At 37.0% G+C, this 23,654-nt stretch carries 24 protein-coding genes; 17 read left to right on the plus strand and 7 right to left on the minus strand.

Features of this window, described 5'->3' with window-relative positions; genetic code table 11:
* Nucleotides 1-1,081: 1,081 nt before the first annotated feature.
* The 3 genes from LDK52_RS16170 to LDK52_RS16180 all read right to left on the minus strand — a co-directional run bounded on the left by LDK52_RS16170 (nucleotide 1,082) and on the right by LDK52_RS16180 (nucleotide 5,353).
* A complete protein-coding gene (locus LDK52_RS16170; protein WP_277586975.1) occupies nucleotides 1,082-2,992 on the minus strand; it encodes a heavy metal translocating P-type ATPase in 1,911 nt (636 codons plus the stop codon).
* Nucleotides 2,993-3,135: 143 nt separating this feature from the next.
* Nucleotides 3,136-4,665, minus strand: coding sequence for a fumarate hydratase (locus LDK52_RS16175; protein WP_277586976.1), 1,530 nt, complete (start codon nucleotides 4,663-4,665; stop codon nucleotides 3,136-3,138).
* Between the two features lie 502 nt (nucleotides 4,666-5,167).
* Entirely contained in the window at nucleotides 5,168-5,353 is a 186-nt protein-coding gene (locus LDK52_RS16180; RefSeq protein ID WP_277586977.1) for an SE1561 family protein, read from the minus strand.
* A gap of 373 nt (nucleotides 5,354-5,726) precedes the next feature.
* Between LDK52_RS16180 and LDK52_RS16185 the strand changes: the two genes are divergently transcribed.
* The 7 genes from LDK52_RS16185 to LDK52_RS16215 all read left to right on the plus strand — a co-directional run bounded on the left by LDK52_RS16185 (nucleotide 5,727) and on the right by LDK52_RS16215 (nucleotide 10,584).
* Nucleotides 5,727-6,905, plus strand: a complete 1,179-nt coding sequence (locus LDK52_RS16185; protein ID WP_277586978.1) for an MFS transporter — start codon at nucleotides 5,727-5,729, stop codon at nucleotides 6,903-6,905.
* A 170-nt stretch (nucleotides 6,906-7,075) separates the two neighbouring features.
* Entirely contained in the window at nucleotides 7,076-7,528 is a 453-nt protein-coding gene (locus LDK52_RS16190) for a hypothetical protein (protein WP_277586979.1), read from the plus strand.
* Nucleotides 7,529-7,557: 29 nt separating this feature from the next.
* A complete protein-coding gene (locus tag LDK52_RS16195; RefSeq protein ID WP_277586980.1) occupies nucleotides 7,558-7,938 on the plus strand; it encodes a hypothetical protein in 381 nt (126 codons plus the stop codon).
* A 55-nt stretch (nucleotides 7,939-7,993) separates the two neighbouring features.
* Nucleotides 7,994-8,833, plus strand: a complete 840-nt coding sequence (locus LDK52_RS16200) for a DUF2785 domain-containing protein (RefSeq protein WP_277586981.1) — start codon at nucleotides 7,994-7,996, stop codon at nucleotides 8,831-8,833.
* A gap of 226 nt (nucleotides 8,834-9,059) precedes the next feature.
* Nucleotides 9,060-9,197, plus strand: a complete 138-nt coding sequence (locus LDK52_RS16205; RefSeq protein WP_277586982.1) for a MerR family DNA-binding transcriptional regulator — start codon at nucleotides 9,060-9,062, stop codon at nucleotides 9,195-9,197.
* Nucleotides 9,198-9,323: 126 nt separating this feature from the next.
* Nucleotides 9,324-9,776: an SRPBCC family protein gene (locus LDK52_RS16210; RefSeq protein ID WP_277586983.1), complete on the plus strand. Its 453-nt coding sequence runs from the start codon at nucleotides 9,324-9,326 to the stop codon at nucleotides 9,774-9,776.
* A 154-nt stretch (nucleotides 9,777-9,930) separates the two neighbouring features.
* On the plus strand, nucleotides 9,931-10,584 hold the full coding sequence (locus LDK52_RS16215; RefSeq protein WP_277586984.1) for an HAD family hydrolase: 654 nt from the start codon (nucleotides 9,931-9,933) through the stop codon (nucleotides 10,582-10,584).
* A gap of 106 nt (nucleotides 10,585-10,690) precedes the next feature.
* Here LDK52_RS16215 and rlmD read toward each other — a convergent pair whose 3' ends face one another.
* From rlmD to LDK52_RS16230, 3 genes are read right to left on the minus strand one after another with little or no spacing between them, the layout of a single operon-like run.
* Nucleotides 10,691-12,064: a 23S rRNA (uracil(1939)-C(5))-methyltransferase RlmD gene (gene rlmD / locus LDK52_RS16220; RefSeq protein WP_277586985.1), complete on the minus strand. Its 1,374-nt coding sequence runs from the start codon at nucleotides 12,062-12,064 to the stop codon at nucleotides 10,691-10,693.
* 42 nt (nucleotides 12,065-12,106) lie between these two features.
* On the minus strand, nucleotides 12,107-12,919 hold the full coding sequence (locus tag LDK52_RS16225) for a polysaccharide deacetylase family protein (RefSeq protein ID WP_277586986.1): 813 nt from the start codon (nucleotides 12,917-12,919) through the stop codon (nucleotides 12,107-12,109).
* Between the two features lie 51 nt (nucleotides 12,920-12,970).
* On the minus strand, nucleotides 12,971-13,867 hold the full coding sequence (locus tag LDK52_RS16230; RefSeq protein WP_277586987.1) for a TIGR01777 family oxidoreductase: 897 nt from the start codon (nucleotides 13,865-13,867) through the stop codon (nucleotides 12,971-12,973).
* A gap of 102 nt (nucleotides 13,868-13,969) precedes the next feature.
* On the opposite strand from LDK52_RS16230, the gene recX reads away from it, so the two are divergent.
* From recX to LDK52_RS16245, 3 genes are read left to right on the plus strand one after another with little or no spacing between them, the layout of a single operon-like run.
* A complete protein-coding gene (recX, locus tag LDK52_RS16235) occupies nucleotides 13,970-14,773 on the plus strand; it encodes a recombination regulator RecX (RefSeq protein WP_277586988.1) in 804 nt (267 codons plus the stop codon).
* A gap of 1 nt (nucleotide 14,774) precedes the next feature.
* Entirely contained in the window at nucleotides 14,775-15,104 is a 330-nt protein-coding gene (locus tag LDK52_RS16240) for a YfhH family protein (RefSeq protein ID WP_277586989.1), read from the plus strand.
* A 1-nt stretch (nucleotide 15,105) separates the two neighbouring features.
* Nucleotides 15,106-15,372, plus strand: coding sequence for a YfhJ family protein (locus tag LDK52_RS16245; RefSeq protein WP_277586990.1), 267 nt, complete (start codon nucleotides 15,106-15,108; stop codon nucleotides 15,370-15,372).
* 253 nt (nucleotides 15,373-15,625) lie between these two features.
* On the opposite strand, the gene LDK52_RS16250 is transcribed toward LDK52_RS16245, so the two are convergent.
* Nucleotides 15,626-16,609 (minus strand): metal-dependent hydrolase, encoded by a 984-nt coding sequence (locus LDK52_RS16250; RefSeq protein ID WP_277586991.1) that lies wholly within the window; start codon nucleotides 16,607-16,609, stop codon nucleotides 15,626-15,628.
* Nucleotides 16,610-16,730: 121 nt separating this feature from the next.
* Between LDK52_RS16250 and mutY the strand changes: the two genes are divergently transcribed.
* The 7 genes from mutY (at nucleotide 16,731) to LDK52_RS16285 (ending at nucleotide 23,643) form a co-directional block, all read left to right on the plus strand.
* Nucleotides 16,731-17,810: an A/G-specific adenine glycosylase gene (mutY, locus tag LDK52_RS16255; protein ID WP_407081830.1), complete on the plus strand. Its 1,080-nt coding sequence runs from the start codon at nucleotides 16,731-16,733 to the stop codon at nucleotides 17,808-17,810.
* On the plus strand, nucleotides 17,797-18,543 hold the full coding sequence (gene fabL / locus LDK52_RS16260; RefSeq protein WP_277586993.1) for an enoyl-[acyl-carrier-protein] reductase FabL: 747 nt from the start codon (nucleotides 17,797-17,799) through the stop codon (nucleotides 18,541-18,543). Before mutY ends, fabL begins: the two co-directional genes overlap by 14 nt.
* A gap of 294 nt (nucleotides 18,544-18,837) precedes the next feature.
* The gene (locus LDK52_RS16265) at nucleotides 18,838-18,996 is read left to right on the plus strand and encodes a gamma-type small acid-soluble spore protein (protein WP_277586994.1); all 159 of its coding nucleotides are present in this window, start codon (nucleotides 18,838-18,840) and stop codon (nucleotides 18,994-18,996) included.
* 138 nt (nucleotides 18,997-19,134) lie between these two features.
* Nucleotides 19,135-19,674, plus strand: coding sequence for a nucleoside tri-diphosphate phosphatase (ntdP, locus tag LDK52_RS16270; protein ID WP_277586995.1), 540 nt, complete (start codon nucleotides 19,135-19,137; stop codon nucleotides 19,672-19,674).
* 60 nt (nucleotides 19,675-19,734) lie between these two features.
* Nucleotides 19,735-21,486, plus strand: coding sequence for an ABC transporter ATP-binding protein (locus LDK52_RS16275; protein ID WP_277586996.1), 1,752 nt, complete (start codon nucleotides 19,735-19,737; stop codon nucleotides 21,484-21,486).
* 179 nt (nucleotides 21,487-21,665) lie between these two features.
* Nucleotides 21,666-22,685, plus strand: a complete 1,020-nt coding sequence (locus tag LDK52_RS16280) for an ABC transporter ATP-binding protein (protein ID WP_277586997.1) — start codon at nucleotides 21,666-21,668, stop codon at nucleotides 22,683-22,685.
* Entirely contained in the window at nucleotides 22,660-23,643 is a 984-nt protein-coding gene (locus LDK52_RS16285) for an ABC transporter ATP-binding protein (protein WP_277586998.1), read from the plus strand. Before LDK52_RS16280 ends, LDK52_RS16285 begins: the two co-directional genes overlap by 26 nt.
* The last annotated feature ends 11 nt before the right edge of the window (nucleotides 23,644-23,654 follow it).

The following is a 23,654-nucleotide window of genomic DNA, read 5'->3' on the forward strand; positions in this document are numbered from 1 at the left end:
GTTGATGTTCGTTAAAAAGTATTTTACTCATAATGTTTTCTCCCGTTCAAAGTTTGTAAATTTTAGTATAACGGGGTTTTGAAAAAGAAAAAACCCTGAATAGCTACACTTTTTATAAAGTGTCTACTATTCGGGGTTCAGTTCACTGCGGTCCATCTGTTTCTTTTTTAAAAGATAAGAAAGTATATAAAAATACAGCATGAAAACCGGTTTTACAGGGCTTTTAAGAATGATTGATACTACTGATTTGCGTTTCAGTGGAGTACAAAGGCTAAGAGCGCCACGTCGTAAAAGGAAGGCAATCTAAGTTCGCCGCGTCCTGCGGCAACGATTGCATAACCCACCTCCTGTGGGCCTCAACGCCTTTGTGACCAACATCCTGTTGGCCTCCGTGGCACGGCTTCAATCTCCTCGTCACTACGAAAACATATGCTCCTGCGGTTACTCGTCGCAAAGACGTTGGTCAAATAAAGTTTGACCAACGTCTTTGCGACGGGGCTTTCAGCTCGTGCACCTGTCGCTTCGCTATCGGTGCAGAAAACATTTGCTGTTCCCACAGGAGTCGCCACTTTCACTCCAATCAATTAAATGAGTAGTACTAAACTAGGGGATATTGCATAGACTCTCGCTTAGATAAGAAGAGTAGTAGGAGTTAATGTGGGGATAAAACCGTCTGTTGAATGTAGGAATGAAATTATGTAAGGAAGGATGAAGATAGTAGATTTCCTTTTTTACTAGTGGAAATAAGGAAAAATAGTAAGTGTCTACCAAATAAAGAAGCGAAATAGCGAACGAAATTGCATCTTCGTGAGCCTCCTTAATTATTAGGATAGTATCTTTTCTCTAGTTACCCCAAAAATGAACTAACCCGTTTCTAAAAGTTGGAGAAGGGCGACGGACAGTTAATAGCCATAAGATTACCGAGAAAAAAAGATGCTGGTCGTGACTTCAGTCACGACCAGCATCTTTAAAAAATCAAACGGTAATTATATAGTAATAAGTCTGTACAAAGCCCTTCGAAAACTGTAGAAACAGGTTTAAATCCTAGAGGACCTGGCGTTTTTTTGCCCGGTTTTTCTTATTATATATTTCTATTCAACATTCGTAATCCATTTAATATGACTAATATAGTACTGCCTTCATGACCGATAACTCCTAATGGTAGATCTAATACTTGAAGGAAATTGGAGACTATTAAAAATGCGATTACCGTGATGGATAATACAATGTTCTGTTTAACGATCCGACGCATCTTGCGGGCCATTTTCACTGCATATGCAATTTTAGATAAATCATTTTTCATCAAGACGACATCTGCTGTTTCTAGAGCAACGTCTGTACCTTCTCCCATGGCAAATCCAATGGTTGCTGTTGCAAGTGCAGGAGCATCATTAATACCATCTCCAACCATTCCAACGAATTTATGTTCTTTTAGTAAATCTTTCATATGCTTCACTTTAGTTTCAGGTAAACATTCAGCAATGTATTGGTCAATACCAGCCTCTTTTGCTATAACGCTCGCTGTCTTTTCATTATCTCCAGTAAGCATTACTGTTTTAATGCCTAGTGATTGGAGCTGTTTAATTGCAGCTTTTGCTTCTTCGCGTACTGTATCTTTTAGTGCAGCAACAGCAGCAATTCCTTTTTCATCTCGCATAAAGATGACCGTTTTTCCTTCCTCTGCAAGTAAAGTAGCAATCCCATTTTGGAAGGCAAATGCATCGTTTTTATTCACAAAGTCAGGTTTTCCAACTAGTACTGTTTCTCCGTCAATTATTGCCTGTATTCCATATCCAGGTTTATCTTCAATATGGATAAGAGGGAGTTGGCCAACACCTTCTGATTTTGCAAAAGTTGTAATTGCAAGAGCTAGTGGGTGATTCGATTGTCCCTCGATAGTTGCAAGCTTTGTTAAAGTAGCTATTCTATCTAAGTCTGGGCGAACTAAAAACTCTGTAACGATCGGTTTTCCTGTTGTTAGCGTACCTGTTTTGTCTAATGCAATTGCTTTCATTTCGCTAATATTTTCTAAATGTACTCCGCCTTTAAATAAGATGCCGACTTTAGCACCGTTGGAAATTGCTGACAAGGTGGCAGGCATGATAGATGCTACAAGAGCACAAGGGGATGCCACTACCAATAAAACCATCGCGCGATAGAATGTTGTGTTCCAGTCCCAATTAAGTAAAAAGTGGGGAAGGAACAGCATGAATGCTACCGTAATTAAGACAATTTTTACATAGGTACCTTCAAAGCGTTCAATAAATTGCTGAGCAGGAGATTTTTCATCCTGAGCTGTTTGAACAAGATTAATAATCTTTTGGAAAAGCGAGTCCTTGTTTTCCTTCGTCATTTCCATCGTAATAGCACCGGTCATATTAACAGTTCCTGCAAATAGTTCATCATTTGGCTGTTTAGTTACAGGAATTGACTCACCACTGATTGCAGCTTCGTCAATTGCAGTCGTACCACTTACTACTTTGCCATCAGCAGGGATTCGTTCACCCGGTTTTACAACTAGCTGATTGCCTACTACAAGCTCACTAACTGCAACGCGTGAAGTTGTGCCATCACTATTTAAGAGCAATGCCACTTCCGGTTGAAGCTCCATAAGAGAAGAAATTTCCTTTTTGCTTTTATTCATCGTATACGTTTCTAGTGCACCGCTTACTGCGAATATAAATATTAGAATTGCCCCTTCCGTCCAATAGCCGATGACGGATGAACCTATTGCTGCTAGGATCATTAGTAATTCTACATTTAGTTCTTTTTCGCTATAAGTTTTTAATAAACCCTCTTTGGCTTTTGCATATCCACCTATTACAAATGCTAGTAAGTAGAAAATGATCGAAGCTGTTTCTTGTTGGGCATTACCTATAATCCATGCTATGACGATTAGTATCCCGGAAAAGAGGGCAGCTACTAATTCAGCATTGGAGATTAAGGCTGATAGAAAGCTTGGGCTAGATTTTTTTTCGGTTATAGTTGTCATTTAAAAACCTCCTTGATAATGAATTTCAATATTAATAGTTTGTATAAATGAAGAAAATGGACTCCCAATAGGAAATCCATTTGTATTGATTGTTAATTTATAATAATTATAATCTAGAGGTTTTTATTAGTCAACTAATTACATTAGTTAAAAACTTTTTCTTTAAAAGCAGAAAGTTTTTCCAGTGAAGATTTTTCTACGTCTGCATGAAGGCTGTTGCCATGTGAATCCATTGTTACTACCGCTGTGAACTTTTCAACGCGAAGATGCCACATTGCTTCTGGTATACCGAATTCCATCAGGTCCACTCCTTCGACACCTTTAATACAATCTGCGTAATACTGAGCAGCACCACCGATTGCATTTAAGTAAACTCCACCATGTTCCGAAAGGGCAGCAAGTGTTTTAGGACCCATTCCACCTTTACCGATAACTGCACGGATACCAAATTTTTTCATAATATCACCTTGGTAAGGCTCTTCACGTATAGAGGTAGTTGGACCTGCAGCACGAACATGCCAGTCTCCAGCTTCATCTTTTTGCATGACTGGACCACAGTGATAAATAATTTGTCCATTTAAGTCAACTGGAGCATCATGGCTCATCAAATGATGATGTATTGCATCACGGCCAGTATAAATGCGACCAGTGATAGATACGACATCACCTACCTGAAGCTCACGGATTTGTGCTTCGGTAATAGGAGCTTGTAATTCAACTACTTTTTGAGTAGCGACTTCAGAAGTTTGGTCCTTGAACTCAATTTTCTCTCCATCTTGGTAATGCCATTCGATAATTTCCCCAGTAGTTGGGTTAATATTGATAGCCATACGACGATAAGCCCAACAGTTATAAGCAATAGAAACGAAGAAACTAGCAGGGATACGGTGCATTACACCAATTTTACAGCCGAGTAAAGTAGCTTCTCCACCGAAGCCCATTGTACCAATACCTAGTGTGTTAGCTTTTTCTACAATATATTGCTCTAATCTTGCTAGATCAGGATTTGGATTAGTATCTTCCACGTGACGGAATAGTTGGTCTTTAGCTAAATCATAGCCAGAAGAACGGTCGCCACCAATTCCAACCCCGATGAATCCTGCTGAACAGCCTTGACCTTGTGCTTGATAAACAGAGTGTAATATACATTTACGTATTCCATCTAAGTCGCGCCCGGCACGACCTAAACCTTCTAATTCGGCTGGCAAGCTATATTGAATATTTTTGTTTTCACAGCCGCCACCTTTTAAAATTAGCTTCATTTCAATATAATCATTTTCCCATTGCTCAAACTTCACGACAGGAAGCCCGTCACCTAAGTTATCCCCACTATTAGTGCCTGTTAAAGAATCAACAGCATTAGGACGAAGCTTTGCATCCTTTGTAGCTGTAACTATAGCGCGCTTAATGGCAGCTTTAATTTCTAATTGGTTCACGCCAATAGGTGTTTTAATCTTGAACGTTGGTAAACCAGTATCTTGGCAAATTGGAGAAACATTGTCATTGGCCATTTGAATATTATTTGTGATCGTATCTAGACTCATCGCTGCACGCGTACCAGCATTTTCTGCCGCTTTTGCTTTTTTGATCGCGCGACGAACATCCTTCGGTAAATTTGTAGAAGTTTCGGTAATCAAATCATAAATACTTTTTTCTAATTGATCCAATTGCATAATGTAAACGCTCCTTCTATATGTATGTAGGTAACAAACATTACAAGTATACTATTTTATCAAGATGAAAAAAAGAGTTGCTGTGGGAATAAATACTTGGGAATTGGCTTATGCATTGTCACCCACCTGAGCGCAGGAGCTATACGCCCGCACACCACGGTCATCCGCCCGCAGATAAATCGAACGCTCGAGAGATTTGCGTATACGCCCGAGCGCAGGAGCTATAAGCCCGAGAACCACGGTCATCCGCCCGCGGATCAATCGAACGCCCGAGAGAATGGCGTATCCGCCCGAGAACCGCCGCCATCCGCCCGAGAACCGCCGCCATCCGCCCGCGGATCAATCGAACGCCCGAGAGATTTACGTATCCGCCCAAGTGCAGGGGCTATACGCCCGAGAACCGCCGCCATTCGCCCGAGCACCACGGTCATCCGCCCGAGAAACACCGCCATCTGCCGAAAAATAAAAAAAGTTCGGAATGAAAATCATTCCGAACCCTCATTTATTCTTTTGTATTTTTAAACTGCTCCATTTTTAACTCAAGATCGTCCATCATTTGAATTAGACGGTCTATGTCTTCCAGTTCAGTTGTTTCAGGCTCAATTGAGTCCAATACTTCTAAAAACATTTGGAGTCGATCTTTTAAATAAGATACTTGTTGTTCTGGATTTGAAATTTGTTTACCCACAGAATAACACCTCACTTTATATGTATAGAATAAAGGAAATTGTAAAGAAAAGATAGGTCCAAAGAGTTATTTTAATAATTTACATATTTACAATGTTTACAATATTCAGTTTATATGATAAAGTATCTTTAGATACATAGAAGGGAGGCCGTAGTGAATAGTCGACCATTCAAGTTGTTAGAAGGAGGGTGTTTAGACATTTCACCGGCAATCGAGCCGAAAATGCAGTTATGAACATACAAGTAAATAATAGTTATATGTAAAGGCTCAGTCCATTATCTTATAGAGATATCGGCTGAGCCTTTTGTTGTGCAAAATTCTCTGCTAAACTAATGCTATTAGAAAATTAGTTTGGATAAAAAGAGGTATTATTATGCATGACTTTACGTTAGCAGAAAAAAAGCGTTTTAGAATTTTAGTTATTATCGTTTCTATATCTGGTTTTTCACAAGGGATGTTACTTCCTTTGATCTCTGTTATTTTTGAACAGGATGGTGTTAGTGCTACTTTAAATGGATTAAGTGCAACTGGATTATACATAGGTACGTTGTTGATTTCCCCTTTTATGGAACCACCTCTACGAAAATTTGGATATAAACCGATAATAATTGTAGGTGGACTTATTGTTATTGTATCTTTAATGCTATTCCCTTTGTGGAAAAGTGTGGCATTTTGGTTTGGATTGCGGTTATTGATCGGTATAGGTGATCATGCACTTCATTTTTCAACGCAGACTTGGATTACTAGCTTTTCACCACAGCATCGATTAGGTAGAAATATAGCTATTTATGGATTATCGTTTGGAGTTGGTTTTGCCGTAGGACCTTTATTCGTCCAGTTGGTGGAAATCTTTGAAGGATTACCGTTCATCATTTCGAGTATTCTTTGTTTATGTGCTTGGGTACTAGTATTCTTCATAAAAAATGAGAAGCCTGAAGTTTACACTGACAGTGCTTCGTTGGTTGGAACATGGAAGCGTTTTGGAGCAGCATTTGCGATTGCTTGGATAGCGTTCATACCGCCCTTTAGCTATGGGTTTTTAGAATCTTCTCTAAACGCAATTTATCCTGTGTATGCATTACGCAATGGCCTAGATGTTACAGACCTATCTTATATAATAGCCGCCTTTTCTTTCGGTGGTGTCGCATCACAGTTGCCACTAGGTATATTAAGTGATCGAATTGGTCGAAGAAAAGTCCTTATTTTTGCATTAGCCTGTGGCGCCATTACCTTTGGGGTAGCAAGTATGTTCGAAACCTCCGCACTAGTAATAGGAAGTATATTTTTTATCGCAGGTACATTTGTAGGTTCCACTTATTCACTTGGTATTTCTTATATGAGTGATCTAACTCCAAAAGAATTACTACCAACAGGCAATTTACTTTGCGGAATTTTCTTTAGTATAGGAAGCTTATCAGGACCGTTTTTAGGTGGTCTTTTTATACAACTATTTGAAGGTCTGAGCTTCTTAATTCTCATAGCTCTATTGTTAGGTTCTTTGGCATTAGTCATATTCATCTCAAACCCGCAAAAGAGAAATCGATTGGTATAAAGCACTAAGGCTCGTTCTTATTATGGAATGGTGAGTCCTTAGTGCTTTTTATATGGGCAATCAAAAAGTAGCGGAACTTTTCTGTCAATTAACCGTACAACTAGTAAGAGGACCGTTTCTTTCAGAAAAATGTAAATTGGAAATTCTGACGCAGAATAGGGTGATAAAAGTTGGAAAAGAGCTTATTTGATATAAAGAAATATAGAAATTTACTCCTAATTTCTATATTATTAATCATAACTTTTGGGGGAGTTATATATTTTTTAGATCTTTTTCCCGGGGGCTATAAACTAGATTATAGTGATATACGTTCTATAACAATAATAGATAAAGGAATTATTACCGCAGAGCAATATAAAGTTCAACGCACAGAAGTAAATGTATTGAAAGTAGCATTGTTAAAATCTGAAATTACTAATCTTAAAGGGCTTTGGCTTATGAGTAATATAATTTTCCCCACATTGTTGTTGAATGTATTTATCCTACAAAAAAACTATGAAAAGAGAAAACAATACGCTCTCATCGCATCAGTTCTATTTGTTGCTCTGCTTGTTATAGTTATTACTGTTTATATGAAGAGTTTAAACTTTATAGAAAAAATAATTAGTGGGTTAACCATATAATATACATCAAATGAATTAGGAGAGGTTCAATGAAAAGGATCATATTGTTATTAACAATAGTTCTATTACCCGCTTGTTCTAATATAGATGGAGAAGTACTAACTTTCAATGGGGTAGGTGAGAGTTGGAAAGTAAATTATGTCTCTACGGACACAGGTTCAACTAGTCAACAAATCACTTATACTATTGTTTACACTGGTGAAGGTGAGGCTCCAGAGGTATTCAATTATACCTTATCCAATATGATCTCACAGAAAGATACAAGCCATACAGGTGCAGAGTTAAACAAAGATGGTTACCTTGAAAGTACAAAACAGAATATAGGAGCAAGGGTTCCAAAGGACGACATAATTATAGTGGAACTAGCTTGGAATGGTAAAAGTGAAAAACTAAACTTGGAACTTCAATAACTGATTTTATTGATAGAAAGTAATGGTATTGAAAGAAAGGAAATGAGGTTATTTTATGGAAGCAAATGAACTTAAGAAGATTTTAAGAGAAATAAAAAGTGGAGAAAAAACTTGGGAAACAGAGCAGAAAGTTGTGATTATTGACTCTATGCTGGAGCATATTGGTTCAGTTGATAGTGAGCTTAGAGATCAATTAATTTATAGCTCATTTTCTCAATTAATAATAGAAAAAAATTTACTAGAGCATGAACTCCTAACGAAACTATTGGACATGGCATTAACTGATTTATTATTAAAAGGAATTGGAGAAAAAGGCACAGATACTGTATTTACGAGATCTTTTACTTCTCTATTGATAGCCCTTATCTTATATAGAGATAACAAAGATGACTTTCTTAACCAACATACGATTTTGCGAGTTAAAGATACATTAGTTAATTATATTAACCTTGAAAAAGATTTAAGAGGCTATGTTGCGGATAAAGGCTGGGCTCATGGCATTGCACATGTATCAGATGCTTTTGATGAGCTGGTAAAAAGTGAGAAGATTCATAAAGAACAATATGGAGAAATGTTACGAGCACTTTGGGCTAAAGTTTTTGTGTTCGACAGTGTTTACATCCATGAAGAGGAAGAGAGAATATTAGTTCCGATATTCGAGATGCTCGAGCGAGGTTTGGAAATAAAAGAAATAGAGATACTGCTACAAAAAATACCGAACGAATTAAAAAAGCAAAAAAGTTTAATTGAGGAAGAAGGGTATTGGTTCTTGTACGCTAACTGTAAGACATTCCTAAAAAGCTTCCTTATTGAAGTTCAAAAAAAACCGAAATTACACTCTTTACAAAAAAGTATCGAGAATTGCCTAAATTCTAATTGGAATCTACTAGCGTGAGAAAGAGGACAGACAGATCATGAAATTCTGTCCAAAAACTCACCTTTTGTTCTGAATGTCTTTTGCTCCTTGAAATGTCACTGCTTTCAACTAATCACCTTCTCCAATATGTTCATCATATTGTTGCCCTAAGGTCTCTAAAACAAAACGCATTATGATATATTTAGTTAAAATGGTTTGACTCAGTGGTGCACCCCACAGTTTATGATAAAAAGGGAGGCACAGAATGTATAAAATTAGTGAATTTGCTCATTTAACTGGGTTAAGCAAAGAGACCTTACGATACTATGCAGATGTTAAATTACTCGAACCAGCCTACATTGATCCGGTTAATAATTTCCGGTACTACGATGATGGCAGCTGAGTCGTTGGCTAACCTTGAAAAGCTATTGCAACAAAAAAGAAATACTATTTTGCTTCAATTAGATAGTATAGCAACCAAATTGTAAGAGCTAGATGAATTTTTAGTATCAGGAAGGGTGAATGAAGAATGATTAAGTGGAATGAAGAAACAGTAGTAAAGGCAAATATAGAAAAAGTGTGGAGCTTATTCATGGATAAAAACATTCATAAAATGATGGATAAAGTGGAGGATCACGTTCTTATAGAAAAGCAGGAAAATGAGGTAGGTGCGAAGCATAGACAAAGTTACCGGGAAGGGAAGCGAGTAGAGACATATATCGTGGAAACATTGGCATATGAGGACCGCCCAGATAAAAAGCACAAACAAGTAAGCTTTGTATTAGGAAGAGCATTTGAAATTACGTTTAGTTTTACTTTGCATAGAATAGATGACAATCATACAAAATTCATTTACGATGGCCAAAATAAAGGAGTGAATTTTGTAGGACGAGCAATGATGAAACTTGGTAGTGATAAAAGTAATAATAAAGTAGTTCATGAGTTTATGGAAAAGGTGAATCGGGAAGCATTGAAGCTGTAAAACCAAAAAAAGCTATCTGAAGAGTTGAATCCTTCCGGCAGCTTTTTTTTGGGGGCTTTGTTAAAGGAAAAGGTAATATGGAATTGAATAGACTACTCTGTTGATATGTTAAACTTTAGAGGCTATTCAGATATGGAAAAAGGGAGAGAAAGCAATGTTACAATCACTGATTTTTGATATGGATGGAACTCTATTTCAAACAGATAAAATTTTAGAATTATCACTTGATGATACTTTTAACCATTTACGATCATTAAGTAAATGGGATACAGTAACCCCTATTGATAAATATCGTGAAATTATGGGTGTACCTTTACCAAAAGTATGGGAAGCTTTGTTGCCTAATCATTCCAAGGAAGTCAGAAAACAAACCGATGCTTATTTTCTGGAAAGATTAGTTGAAAATATAAGAAGTGGGAAAGGTGCTTTATATCCCAATGTAAAGGAAGTTTTTATTTATTTAAAAGAGAATAATTGTTCAATTTACATAGCGAGTAATGGTTTAAAGGAATACTTAAACGCAATTGTGAGTTATTATGATTTAGATAATTGGGTGACTGAAACATTTAGTATTCAACAAATACAAACGTTGGATAAGGGAGATTTAGTAAAATCCATACTAAAAAAATATGGTATAAAAAAAGCAGCAGTAGTCGGAGACCGTCTATCTGATATAAATGCAGCTAAAGATAATGGTTTAATTGCAATTGGATGTAATTTTGATTTTGCACAAGAAGATGAACTCGCACAGGCTGATTTGGTAATAGATGATTTAATTGAATTAATAACAATACTACCTAAAATGTAAAATTTCTTATTCAACGGTTGCATTAGTAAAAAAAGACAGAAAAAAATGAGCCTGGAGATACTTCTCCAAGCTCATTTTTTTTAACCATTAACTTTAACATAGCCTTTTATTTTAGTGTTAATAACGTAACTGCTTCTACGTGAGCAGTTTGAGCGAACATATCAATAGGTTGAATATACTCGATGTTGTAGATTTCTTTAAGTGCTGCTAAATCCTTCGCAAGTGTAGATGGGTTACAAGAAGTGTAAACAAAACGTTTTGGCTTAATATCAAGTATCGTTTTTAACAGTTCATCATCTAAGCCTGCACGAGGTGGATCTACTGTTAATACGTCTGGAACGAAATCTTCCTCTTTCCACTTTTGTAACCAATGCTGTGCAGTACCATGAACGTATTGTGTATTTTTGAAGCCATTTCGTTTGGCGTTTTTTTTCGCATCTTGAACAGATTCTTGGACGATATCCATACCGCGAACCTCTTTTGCGTTTTTGGCAAGCCACAGTCCGATTGTACCTACACCGCAGTATGCATCTACAATTGTTTCTTCTCCTGTAAGGGCAGCTGCTTTTTCAATTTCATTGTATAGATGTACTGTTTGTTCTGGATTTAACTGGAAGAAGGCGCGAGCAGATAAATCGAAAGCTAGTTCTCCAAGTTTTTCATGAATTGTTTCTTTGCCATGTAAGTTAAATGTCGTATCACCAAATACTAGCGAAGTATCTTCTGCATTGATATTCTGATTAATGGACACAATATTAGGATCAATTGCTCGTATTTTTTGTACTAGTTCTTCTTTATGATGCATTTTCTTTTGTGTTGTTACAAGTGTCACTTGAATTTGACCAGTTTGCATACCAGTGCGAACAACAATCGTACGGACGACGCCTTTAGAGTTTCTACCATCATAAATGGAGATATTCATCTCTTGAAGTAATTTTTTTATCTCATTCGTTATATGTGTTGTAGCCGGGTGTTGAACCGAACATTCGTTAATATCGATCAGCATATTGGATTCTTCCGCGTATAATCCTGCTATAACTTTATCGCCTAATTCTCTCACTTGGAATTGACTTTTGTTTCGGTAATGCCAGGGGTTTTCCATACCAATTGTTGGTCTCACATCAATTGTAGGTGCTAAATCTTTCACGTAACGTTCTAGTGCTTGTAGGACTAAATCACGTTTTACCTCTAACTGACTTTCATACGTCATATGCTGCAATTGACATCCGCCGCAAGCATCATATACAGGGCAAGGTGGATTGACACGATGTGGAGAAATTTCTCTAATCGATTTAATTTCTGCTTCAGCATACTTAGGATTTGCCACTGTTACTTGGGCAGTTACAACTTCACCTGGAAGTGCACCTTTTACAAATACAACATTACGTTTAAAAAATCCAACACCTTCACCGTTAATACCAAGTCTTTTAATCGTAAGGGGGAATTCTTGTCCTACTTCTATTACTGATTGTTCACTCATACCTTCACGTCCTTTATAATCTTCTTTCTATTATAAAGGAGTTTATTCAGGAAGCAAAGTAAGCGGAATATCCAGATTATTCATGATTAAATCGTCGAGAGTTCCAAATGTATATCCCATCTTTCTGGCATCCTTGATGAACATCGGTAAGCCCTCTGCATTATCAGGAGATACTGTATGCATTAAGATGATTGCACCAGGGTGGATTTGTGACATCAGTTGGTCATAGGCATATTTGCCACCTTTTTTCTGATCCTTATGCCAATCAATAAAAGCTACAGACCAGAATATATGCTGATGTCCTATTTCATTGGCAGCCTCTAGTACCTGTTCGTTAAAAGTCCCTTCTGGTGGGCGAGTGACAGTTGTTCGCGTTAATGAAGTCAATTCACTTAAACGTTTGTCAAACTTTTGCAATTCTTTTTGAACTCCCTCCTTAGAGAGCTTTGCTAAGTTAGGGTGACCATATGAATGGTTGCCAATTTGATGTCCCTCTGCAATCATACGTTTTACTAGAGGCGTTGCACTTTCTAAGTAGTGCCCGGTCAGAAAGAATGTTGCTTGAATATTTTCGGCTTTCAAGGTGTCTAAAATACTTTCGGTATAGCCGTTTTCATAGCCATTATCGAATGTGAAATATAGTATTTTTTTATCAGCAGATCCTTTATATATTGCGCCATGCTTTTTAAGCATTGCATCCCATTCTTCGCCAGCCTCTGCTTGTTGTTCATTTGTCGCCTTTTTTAAGCCCCAATGAATTTCCTTTTCTCCTTGGGCAGAAAAAGGTCTGTTCATAAATCCAATACTTAAAATAATCGCAGCAACGATGATTCCTACTAAATGAGATTTCCACATAAAAACGCAACCTTTCTTTTTAAGTAGGTTGCGCCAAAGAGTGTTAGTTATTCATATATAAATTTCACGTAAAGCACTTTCCAAGTTAGGGAAATGAAAAGAATATCCTTTATCTAACAATACCTGCGGGATGACGTGTTGACCTTCTAATACAAGCTGACTTTTTTCCCCTAATGCAAATTTTAATGCAAAAGATGGAACTGGAAAATAATGTGGCCTTTTTAATACAGTTGCTAATATTTTCCCAAAATCGTTCATTTTTTTTGCGTGAGGAGCAGTAATATTGAATGGTCCATTAATAGGATGCTCAATTGCAAATAATAAGGCACTTGCAACATCTTTCACATGGACCCATGACATCCAATTATCTCCTGTTCCCACAGGTCCACCTACAAATAGCTTATACGGTAGTGCCATCAATGGCAGTGCACCTTCTGATTTTCCTAAAATAATGCCAAATCTTCCATAAGCAACACGAATCTGAAGACTTTCTGCACTTTGAGCTTTAAGCTCCCAATCTCGAACCGTCAGTGCTAAAAAGTCCGTACCTACTTCTTTTGATTTTTCCGTATATCTTGCACTAGTAGAGGCGGGATAAATGCCAATTGCACTTGCGTTTACTAGTACTTTCGGTTTTACAGTTAGGGCGTTAAATATTCGGAGCAGTTCATCCGTTGTTTGCATCCGACTATCATAAATTTTTTGTTTCTGTGTTTCTGTCCATCGTCCATTATTAATCGACTCACCAGCTAGATTTACAAAAGCATCTATGCCTTCTAACTGTTTTTCAGGATTTGCATTCTCTGTTAGCCACTGTACATACGTTATTTCTTGTTCTGTACCATGTTTTGAACGAGATAATATATAAATTTCATGTCCTTTTTGCAAAAGTAACTTTGTAAATTCACTTCCTACAAAACCTGTTCCGCCAGTAATTGCAATTTTCATTTGTCCAACCTCCTTCTTTGCTTTATCATAACAGTTCAATCATTTATCACCAACCAACTTATACGTTATAATTGAAGAAGTAGAGAAATGGAGAGATTTCACATGCCGGTTATTACAAGAATTGGACGCCAAAAAAATAATAATGAACGGTATAATTTATATTTGGATGAAAAGTATGCATTTAGTTTAGATGAAGCAGTACTGATCAAGTACCAACTATCTAAAGGAAAAGTTATTGAAGCATTTACATTAGATGAAATTGTTTTCGATGACGAAGTAAGAAAGGCGTTTAATAAAGCGATTAACTTTTTAAGCTACCGTATGAGAAGTGAGCATGAAGTAAAACAAAAACTTTTGCAAAATGAGTATGGTGAAGCAGTTATCCTGGAAGCAATTCGAAAATTATATGAGTATGGCTTTCTTAATGATGAAAGCTTTACAGAAGCATTAGTGGAAACGCAGAAGAAAAACAGTAAAAAAGGACCTACTGCAATTCGTCAGGAATTAAAGAAAAAGGGAATTGAAAAAGAACTCCAAGAGAAAGTATTAGGCAATTATTCAGAAGAAGAACAAGTAGATATTGCGAGAACTTTGGCAGAGAAAATCATCAATCAAAGTCAAGATAAAACACCAAGACAAATTAAACAAAAAGTTCAAGATACACTTCAAAGAAAAGGGTATAATTTTAGTATAATCACCCAAGCACTTTCAACATTTGAATTAGAAAAAAATGAAGAGGAATGGTTGGAAATAATTGCTGCTCAGGGAGATAAAATTTGGCGGAAATATTCCGCAAAGTATAAAGGCAATGATTTACGCAGACGTATCAAGACTTCATTATATCAAAAGGGCTTTCCTGCCGAGCAAATTGATCTTTATATTGAAAAGAAGGAGCTAGAAGAGTAAGATGAGTGAAAAAAAATATAGTGATATGACGGTACCAGAACTACGAACAGAAATTGCGAATCTGAAAGAAAAATCACGTAAAGCTGAGCAACTGGGTATAGTAAATGAGTATGCTGTTTACGAAAGAAAAGCATTGATGGCACAAGCCTTTTTAATAGATCCTGCTACTATTAAACGAGGAGAGATGTACCGAATTATTGGAGATCCAGGTGTGTTTTTTAACGTAGAATATTTAAAAGGAAGATTTGCATGGGGATATAGATTAGGCGGAGATAAATATGAGGAAGCCTTACCTATCTCAATGTTAGAATCATTGGAGGAACGTAAATAATATGCAAACAAAAATAGATGAATTAACTTTCGCATTACTTGAAAAAAACGATAAACTATCTGCTGCAAAAGCAAGAGCTTGGATAGAGCTTCTATGGTCGGACTTTGAATCTTCTTATGCTAGAGCTGGATATGATTACAAAGGAGCTGCTGTCACGGAAATGGTTATCCGAAAGTGGATAGATGGCTACGGAGAGCAATTGCATGAATTTGCAAATACAAACGAGAAGTATAAACATTTATTAGATACTGATGATTTTACCAATTAAAAACGCTAGGAAAATGCATCCTAGCGTTTTTCCTTGAGAGTGAAGAAAGTATATGCTTTTTACTCATTATCTGTCTAGCTCCAGCGCCTAGCCCTTCGAGTCGCTTCAGGGTTTCAGGGCCGCACGATGCGGGTCAGTCAGTCGTTGTGACACGATGTCACGAATTTAGACTGACTTCCTCCTTTGCAAAGGACGCCTTTCCGCGAAATCCTTCCATCGCTTTTCAGGGCTGACATAGGCGCTTGCACTTTCCTTAGTTATGCGGTAAGAAATCTAATTTCTTTCGAAGCTTGTCCTCACTGAAAATCCAACCTGTGTAGGAATTGACTATTTCTAGGTCTTCATTTAAATGGGCTACAGCTACAAATGGATAATAGTCATTACTACGATAGCGCAAATCAATTAGCCTTACTTCATAAATATGTTCAAATTCAGTTATCTCCCAGCGGAAAATAGGGGAAAATGAAGTAAAGGCGCTTAAGTTTTTGTCCTGTAGTGCGGCCAATACTAAATCAGATTCTGGCAGCGGATTACGTTCGAATTTATCATAAATAGTAATGGATCTACCGTATGCTCGTCCAACATAATGATGTGTTTTTGAAATCGCAGCCACTCTCCATTGGAAAAATTTCATCGTTGGTGCGACTATAATTTCATCTGCATCATGTATAGTATGCTTTACAGAATTTTTTACTGCATGCTGTACGGCAAAGCGTAATAAATAATAGCCGAAAATAATGGCGTACATAGTAAGAAAGGTTGGAACGGGATTTAAGCCTAACATCCAAAACAGTATGCCGACCACATGAATACCAAATATTATCGGATCAAATGTATTAATAACTCCTAAGGCAACCCATTTCCTAGAAAATGGCCTTAATGCTTGAGTACCATATGCATTGAATATATCAACAAAAACATGGACAAACACCGCTAAAAAGGTCCATAACCATAAATGTAGTAAATTGGCTTCAGGCATAATAAGCCACAGCGCACCTGCTATCAGGATTGGCCATAAAATAACAGCGGGTATTGAATGGGTAATCCCACGATGATGTCGAATATAAACAGCATTGCTACGTAATTTTAAAACAGTATCTATATCTGGGGCTTGTGAGCCTATAATTGTACCTGCTATTACTGCAGTCGTTGTAAGCGCACTGCCTGCAACTACGGGGTCAATAAGAGATAGACCTCCTAGGGCAATACCCATAACGACATGTGTACCTGTGTCCATACAAACAGCTCCTTTTAGGATTACAGCTAACTACATTCTAAAATAGATTACTTAAAAAACATAGCTACTATTATTTATATACCCATATTTAATGTCAATAATCACAAGGAAGGATTTTACAGTGAACGAATTATATAAAAAACAGGTTAGAGAAGCGCTAGTTTCATGGTTTTTAAAAGAAAAACGTGATTTACCTTGGAGAAAAACAACAGATCCATATAAAATTTGGGTTTCTGAAGTTATGCTACAACAGACGAAGGTCGATACGGTTATACCTTATTATGAAAGATTTATCGCAAAATATCCTTCGCTTGAATCACTTGCTAAAGCTGACGAAGGAGAACTATTAAAAGAATGGGAAGGATTAGGCTACTATTCCCGTGCTCGAAACCTACAGAATGGTGTTCGGGAGGTAGTCGAAGAATATGGAAGTATTGTACCTACCACTCGAAAAGAAATATCCAAGCTAAAGGGCGTAGGTCCATACACAGCGGGTGCTGTTCTCAGTATTGCATATGGAGTACCAGAACATGCCGTAGATGGAAATGTCATGCGTGTCCTTTCTCGACTATTATTAATAAAAGAAGATATCGCGAAGCCGAAAACGAAGAAAATATTTGAAGGGGCGGTAATGGATTTAATAGATCCTGAAAATCCCTCCGCGTTTAATCAAGGACTTATGGAGCTAGGTGCAATAATTTGTACCCCAACGAAACCAAAGTGTTTACTATGTCCAGTAAGAGAAAACTGTTCTGCATTTTTTGAAGGCATGCAGGATGAACTGCCGATAAAAACGATCCTGAAGAAATCGAAGACTCATAAGGTTAAAACGGTCGTTATCCGTAATAAGGACGGCCTTGTTTTATTGGAAAAACGACCTGAGAAAGGTTTGCTTGCGAATATGTGGCAGTTCCCTATGGTAGAGCTGCCAACGTCTAACCACACAGTTGAAGAGGTTGTCGAGCATGATTACGGTGTAGAAATAGAAAAAGGTCCGTTAATCAATGAATTCAAGCATGTATTCTCTCATCTAGTATGGGAAATGGAGAGCTTTGAAGCAATCTTAATAAAGGAAAAAGAACTAACATCCCCATGTAAATGGCTTACTATAGAAGAAATAAATCAACAACCGATGCCCGTCCCAATGTTAAAAATATGGAATGCATGGAAAGAGAAGGAGATTTTAAATGACAACAAATAAAGTTGCACTAGTTACAGGTAGTAGCAGAGGATTAGGGAAAGCTATCGCTATTGAACTAGCCAAAAACGGCTATGACATTGTCGTCAACTATGCGAGAAGTAAAACTGCAGCCCTTGAAACAGTGAAGGAAATAGAAGCTTTAGGAAGAAAAGTATTGCTTGTGAAAGCGAATGTTGGGGATGTAGAAAAGTTAAGAACTATGTTCCAAACGATAAAAGAAGAGTTTGGCCGATTAGATATTTTTGTTAGTAATGCAGCTTCGGGTGTTTTACGTCCTATTATGGAATTAGAGGAGTCGCACTGGGACTGGACAATGAATATTAACGCAAAAGGAATGCTCTTCGGTGCCCAAGAAGCTGCAAAGCTAATGCCAGAAGGCGGAAAAATATTGGGGGTAAGTTCTCTAGGATCAATCCGCTATTTAGAAAACTACACAACGGTTGGTGTATCGAAGGCTGCTATCGAGTCACTTACAAGATATTTGGCAGTGGAGCTTGCCCCTAAAGGGATTGTAGTAAATACTGTTTCTGGTGGTGCACTCGACACAGATGCACTTAAGCATTTTCCAAATCGTGAGGAATTGCTAGAGGATGCCCGTGTGAACACACCAGCAGGACGAATGGTAGAAATCGATGATATGGTAAAAACTGCAATGTTCTTATTATCAGATGAGGCTTACATGATTCGCGGTCAAACTATTATTGTTGATGGCGGAAGATCGCTAAAAATGTAACAAAGGGCAGACCACATCCTATTTACGAAAATATTTTATTTACTTGCGGTGAAGAGTCAGTTACTCGTGCCCCAAATGTTTTTACTCGCTCTGTTTTATAAGGTACTTGCTCTTGGACTCCATTTACTGGCGGAGGATGAGGAATTACAAGCGAAACAGGAATTTTATCCATTTTATATTTTTGATATAAGGGTTTTTATATCATTTTATTTGAATAAGGAATTACAAACCTTAATTTTATGAATAAAATGATGCAATCTGCACATGATAGTTATGTACGGGGGTGAAACATCCATGAAGAATAACAGAAAACAGCAGAACCAAAGTCAAAATCAAGAGTTTGCTTCTGAAACTGATATTCAAAAAGTTAAAGAACAAAATCGCCAAGCGGAGTTGAAAAAACAACAAGCTAGCGGTCCACAAGCAAATCGTTCTTCTAACCCAACTAAATAACATGGATTCACCAAAAATCAGCGAGGGTAAAAATACCCTCGCTGATTTTTTTACTATAGTTTTTTACCGTGAATTGTTATAATAAGAAAACAAGTATATATATTCTTAAGTTTCACTTGATGAAAAGGTGGCTAAATCATGGCGATTCCAAACGAAGGAGAAACTATTCAAATTCACAGTTACAAGCATAATGGCCGAATCCACCGTGTCTGGCAAGAAACGATGGTTTTAAAAGGAACCAAAAATATTGTCATTGGTGCAAATGAACGAACACTTGTTATTGAATCAGATGGTAGAACTTGGATTACAAGAGAACCATCTATTTGCTACTTTCATGCAGAATATTGGTTTAACATTATTTGTATGCTACGAGAAGATGGTGTATACTATTACATCAACATGAGTTCACCGTTTGTCTATAACAATGGAATGCTTAAGTACATTGATTATGATTTAGATGTGAAGGTATTTCCGGATATGACCTACACCATTCTAGATGAAGATGAATACGAGCAACATAAAAAGGAAATGAAGTATCCAGAAGAAATTGATGGAATTCTAGATCGCAATGTAGAAAAGCTGATATCCTGGATCAAACAAAGAAGAGGGCCATTTGCACCGGATTTTATCGAGGCTTGGACAAGTCGTTATCATTTTCAAAAACAGTTAAATGAGTAGTTGGAGAAACCTGTTGAATACATACAACAGGTTTTTCTCATGGTAGGAAGGAGTTTTAAAATGAGTTCGATGAAAAGATATATGCAATTTGTAAAACCGTACAACTTTCAAATTTTCTTAACCATTGTGATTGGGATTATTAAATTTGCCATACCATTATTTATTCCGCTTCTTATCAAGATTGTTATAGATGATATTATCGGCGCAAAAGGTTTAACAAATGATGAAAAAATAACTCAATTAGTTTATTGGCTTGGGGGGACTGCATTAGTATTTTTAATCGTTCGTCCACCGATAGAGTATTATAGACAATATTTAGCTCAATTGGTGAGTAATAAAATTTTGTTTGATATACGTAAGAAAATGTATATTCATTTGCAAAAGCTAAGCTTGAAATATTATTCCAACACTCGTGCTGGCGAGGTTATTTCTCGAGTCATCAATGATGTGGAGCAGACGAAAAACTTTGTCATGATTGGTTTGATGAATGTTTGGTTGGACTTAGCCACTATTTTAATCGCCATTGGAATCATGTTAACGATGAATGTAAAACTTACTTTAGTAACTTTACTAGCGTTTCCATTTTACGCATTCAGTGTTAAATACTTCTTCGGAAGATTACGAGACTTAACGAAAGAGCGTTCTCAAGCATTAGCTGGTGTTCAAAGTTATTTACATGAGCGAGTACAAGGCATGAGTATTATTAAAACCTTTACGTTAGAAAAACATGAACAAAAAATATTTAATGATACAAATGGAGAATTTCTAGATGCAGCGGTAAAACAAACAGTTTGGAATGCAAAGGCATTTGCAGTAGTTAACACGATTACTGATATAGCTCCATTACTTGTTATTGCTTACGCTGGTTACGAAGCTATTCACGGAAGACTTTCCGTAGGTACGATGGCTGCATTTATTGCATATGTAGAGCGTTTATACAGTCCGTTAAGACGATTAGTCAATTCCTCCACAACATTAACACAGTCATTTGCTTCGATGGATCGTGTATTTGAGCTGATGGATGAAGAATATGATATTGAAGATAAAAAAGGGGCTTATACTCTTGAAGACGCAAGTGGTGAAGTAACATTTTCAAATGTCTCATTTCAGTATGAAAAAGATGGACAAATGATTTTAGAGAACGTAGATTTCCGTGTTAATGCAGGCGAAACTGTTGCTTTCGTAGGAATGAGTGGTGGTGGTAAATCCACTATTATTAGCTTAATACCTAGATTTTATGATGTGACTTCTGGACAAGTGCTTATTGATGGGAAAGATATTCGGGATGTCACGATTGAATCTTTAAGAAAGCAAATTGGCATAGTGCTACAAGATAATATTCTTTTTAGTGATTCAGTCAAATCCAATATATTAATGGGAAAGCCAGACGCTACAGATGAAGAGGTAATAGAAGCAGCAACAGCAGCAAACGCGCATGACTTTATCATGGAGTTGCCTCAGGGATACGAAACAAAAGTCGGAGAGCGTGGAGTAAAGCTTTCCGGAGGTCAGAAACAACGAGTGGCAATTGCAAGAGTATTTTTAAAAAATCCAACTATATTGGTTCTAGATGAAGCGACTTCCGCATTAGATTTAGAGAGTGAATCTTTAATACAGGATTCATTGGAGAGGTTAGCTTCCAATCGTACGACTATAATTGTTGCTCATCGACTATCTACTATTACTCATGCAGATAATATATTTGTTATTGAAGATGGTAAAGTGATGGAGAATGGTTCACACGGACAATTAATGAAGCAAAAAGGTATTTATTATAATTTATTCCAAATTCAACAACTTGATACAGATTAACTATTCAAACATCTTATGAGTGTACCTACAGCTTATAAGATGTTTTTTTTAGACCTGCGAAGTAATGAGATTATTATGACTTTTCAGAAATGTATTGCATAACACAATTATTTGTGTAAAATATCCTTATATAGTACTTTAGTTAGAATATTTTCAATTTTGTGAAAAGAGGGATCATCATGGAAGAACGACAAACAATCTTGGAAGTGAAAGATCTTCAAACGTCCTTTTTCACAGATGATGGTGTTATTCCATCCGTAGATCATATTGATTTTCATGTAAGAGAAGGGGAAGTCTTAGGTATTGTTGGAGAATCAGGTTGTGGAAAAAGTGTAACATCTCTTTCTATTATGGGACTAGTACCTAGTCCACCAGGGAAAATTACGAGTGGTCAAATACTGTTCGAAGGCAAAGACTTGACGAAGTTCTCAGAGAAAGAAATGCGTAGAGTTCGTGGGAATGATATTGCCATGATTTTTCAAGAGCCGATGACATCTTTAAATCCTTTATTTACTATTGGCAATCAATTGTTAGAGGCAATAACCATACATAAGAAAGACTGGAGTAAAAGGAAAGCAAAGGATAGAGCGTTAGAAATGTTAACACTAGTTGGATTACCTAGAGCAAAAGAGCTAATGAATGACTATCCGCACCAACTCTCCGGTGGAATGAGACAACGTGTAATGATAGCTATGGCTTTGGTTTGTGATCCCAAACTATTAATAGCTGATGAACCAACTACGGCTCTAGATGTAACAATTCAGGCTCAAATATTAAAGCTAATGCGTGAACTAAATGAACGTCTAAATACGGCTGTAATTTTAATAACACATGACTTAGGAGTAGTAGCAGAAACATGTGAAAGAGTTGTAGTAATGTATGCTGGAAAAGTAGTAGAAGAGGGAACTGTATCTACCATTTTTAATAATCCACAGCATCCTTATACTAAGGGCTTAATAGCATCAGTTCCTGATATGCGCTTTAAGAAACAACGACTCTATTCTATTCCTGGTAGTGTTCCGAAACCAGGGACGATTAACCAAGGTTGTAGATTTGCAGCTCGCTGTGAATTTGTATTTGGAAGATGTACAGAAGAAAATCCTCCACTATACGAAACATCAGATGGTCATAAAACTAGATGCTTCTTATACGATGAGAAGGAGGTTTTGGCAGATGACAGAGCCGTTGTTAAAAGTTGAAGGTTTAAAAAAATATTTTCCGGTCCGTACTGGACTGTTGGGTAGGCACACAGGCAATGTGAAGGCCGTTGATGATATTTCATTTTTTGTAAATGAGGGAGAAACTCTAGGTATAGTCGGTGAATCAGGTTGTGGTAAATCTACTACTGGCAGAATGCTTATGAGATTACTAGAGCCAACAGAAGGAAAAGTAACATTTAATGGAAAAGAGTTAACGAATATTTCCAATGACGAGATGAGAAAAGCAAGACGTGAAATTCAAATGGTGTTTCAAGATCCATATGCTTCCTTGAATCCTCGGCATACGGTAGAAAAGATATTGATGGAGCCTTTAATCGTTCATAATATTGGAGATCCAAAAAGTAGGAAAAAGAAAGTACATGACTTTTTAGAAATTGTTGGTTTAAGTAGTTACCATGCAAAACGTTATCCACATCAATTTAGTGGTGGACAACGGCAGCGTATTGGAATTGCAAGAGCTTTGATGACTAATCCTAAACTGATCATAGCTGATGAACCAGTATCTGCACTTGACGTTTCTATTCAGGCGCAAGTTTTGAATCTCATGCAAGATTTACAGAAAGAACTGAAGCTAACCTATATTTTTATCGCTCATGATCTAGGTGTAGTTCGTCACATCAGTGACCGTGTAGGTGTTATGTACCTAGGGAAAATGGTGGAGCTTGCTACGAGCGAATACTTGTATGCTGAACCCTTACATCCTTATACAAAAGCTCTACTTTCAGCGGTACCAGTGCCTGATCCAGAATTTAAACGTGAACAAATCATTCTAGAAGGAGACATTCCAAGTCCCTCTAATCCACCTACAGGGTGTACCTTCCATACAAGATGTCCGTTCAAGATGGATATTTGTGTGAAAGAAATTCCGCAATTGCAAGAAGTTAAGACTAGTCATTTTGTTGCGTGCCATTTATACAATGAGCAAGTGCAGCATTGATAATAAACTTT

The sequence above is a fragment of the Psychrobacillus antarcticus genome (genome assembly GCF_029533155.1).
GTDB lineage: Bacteria > Bacillota > Bacilli > Bacillales_A > Planococcaceae > Psychrobacillus > Psychrobacillus antarcticus.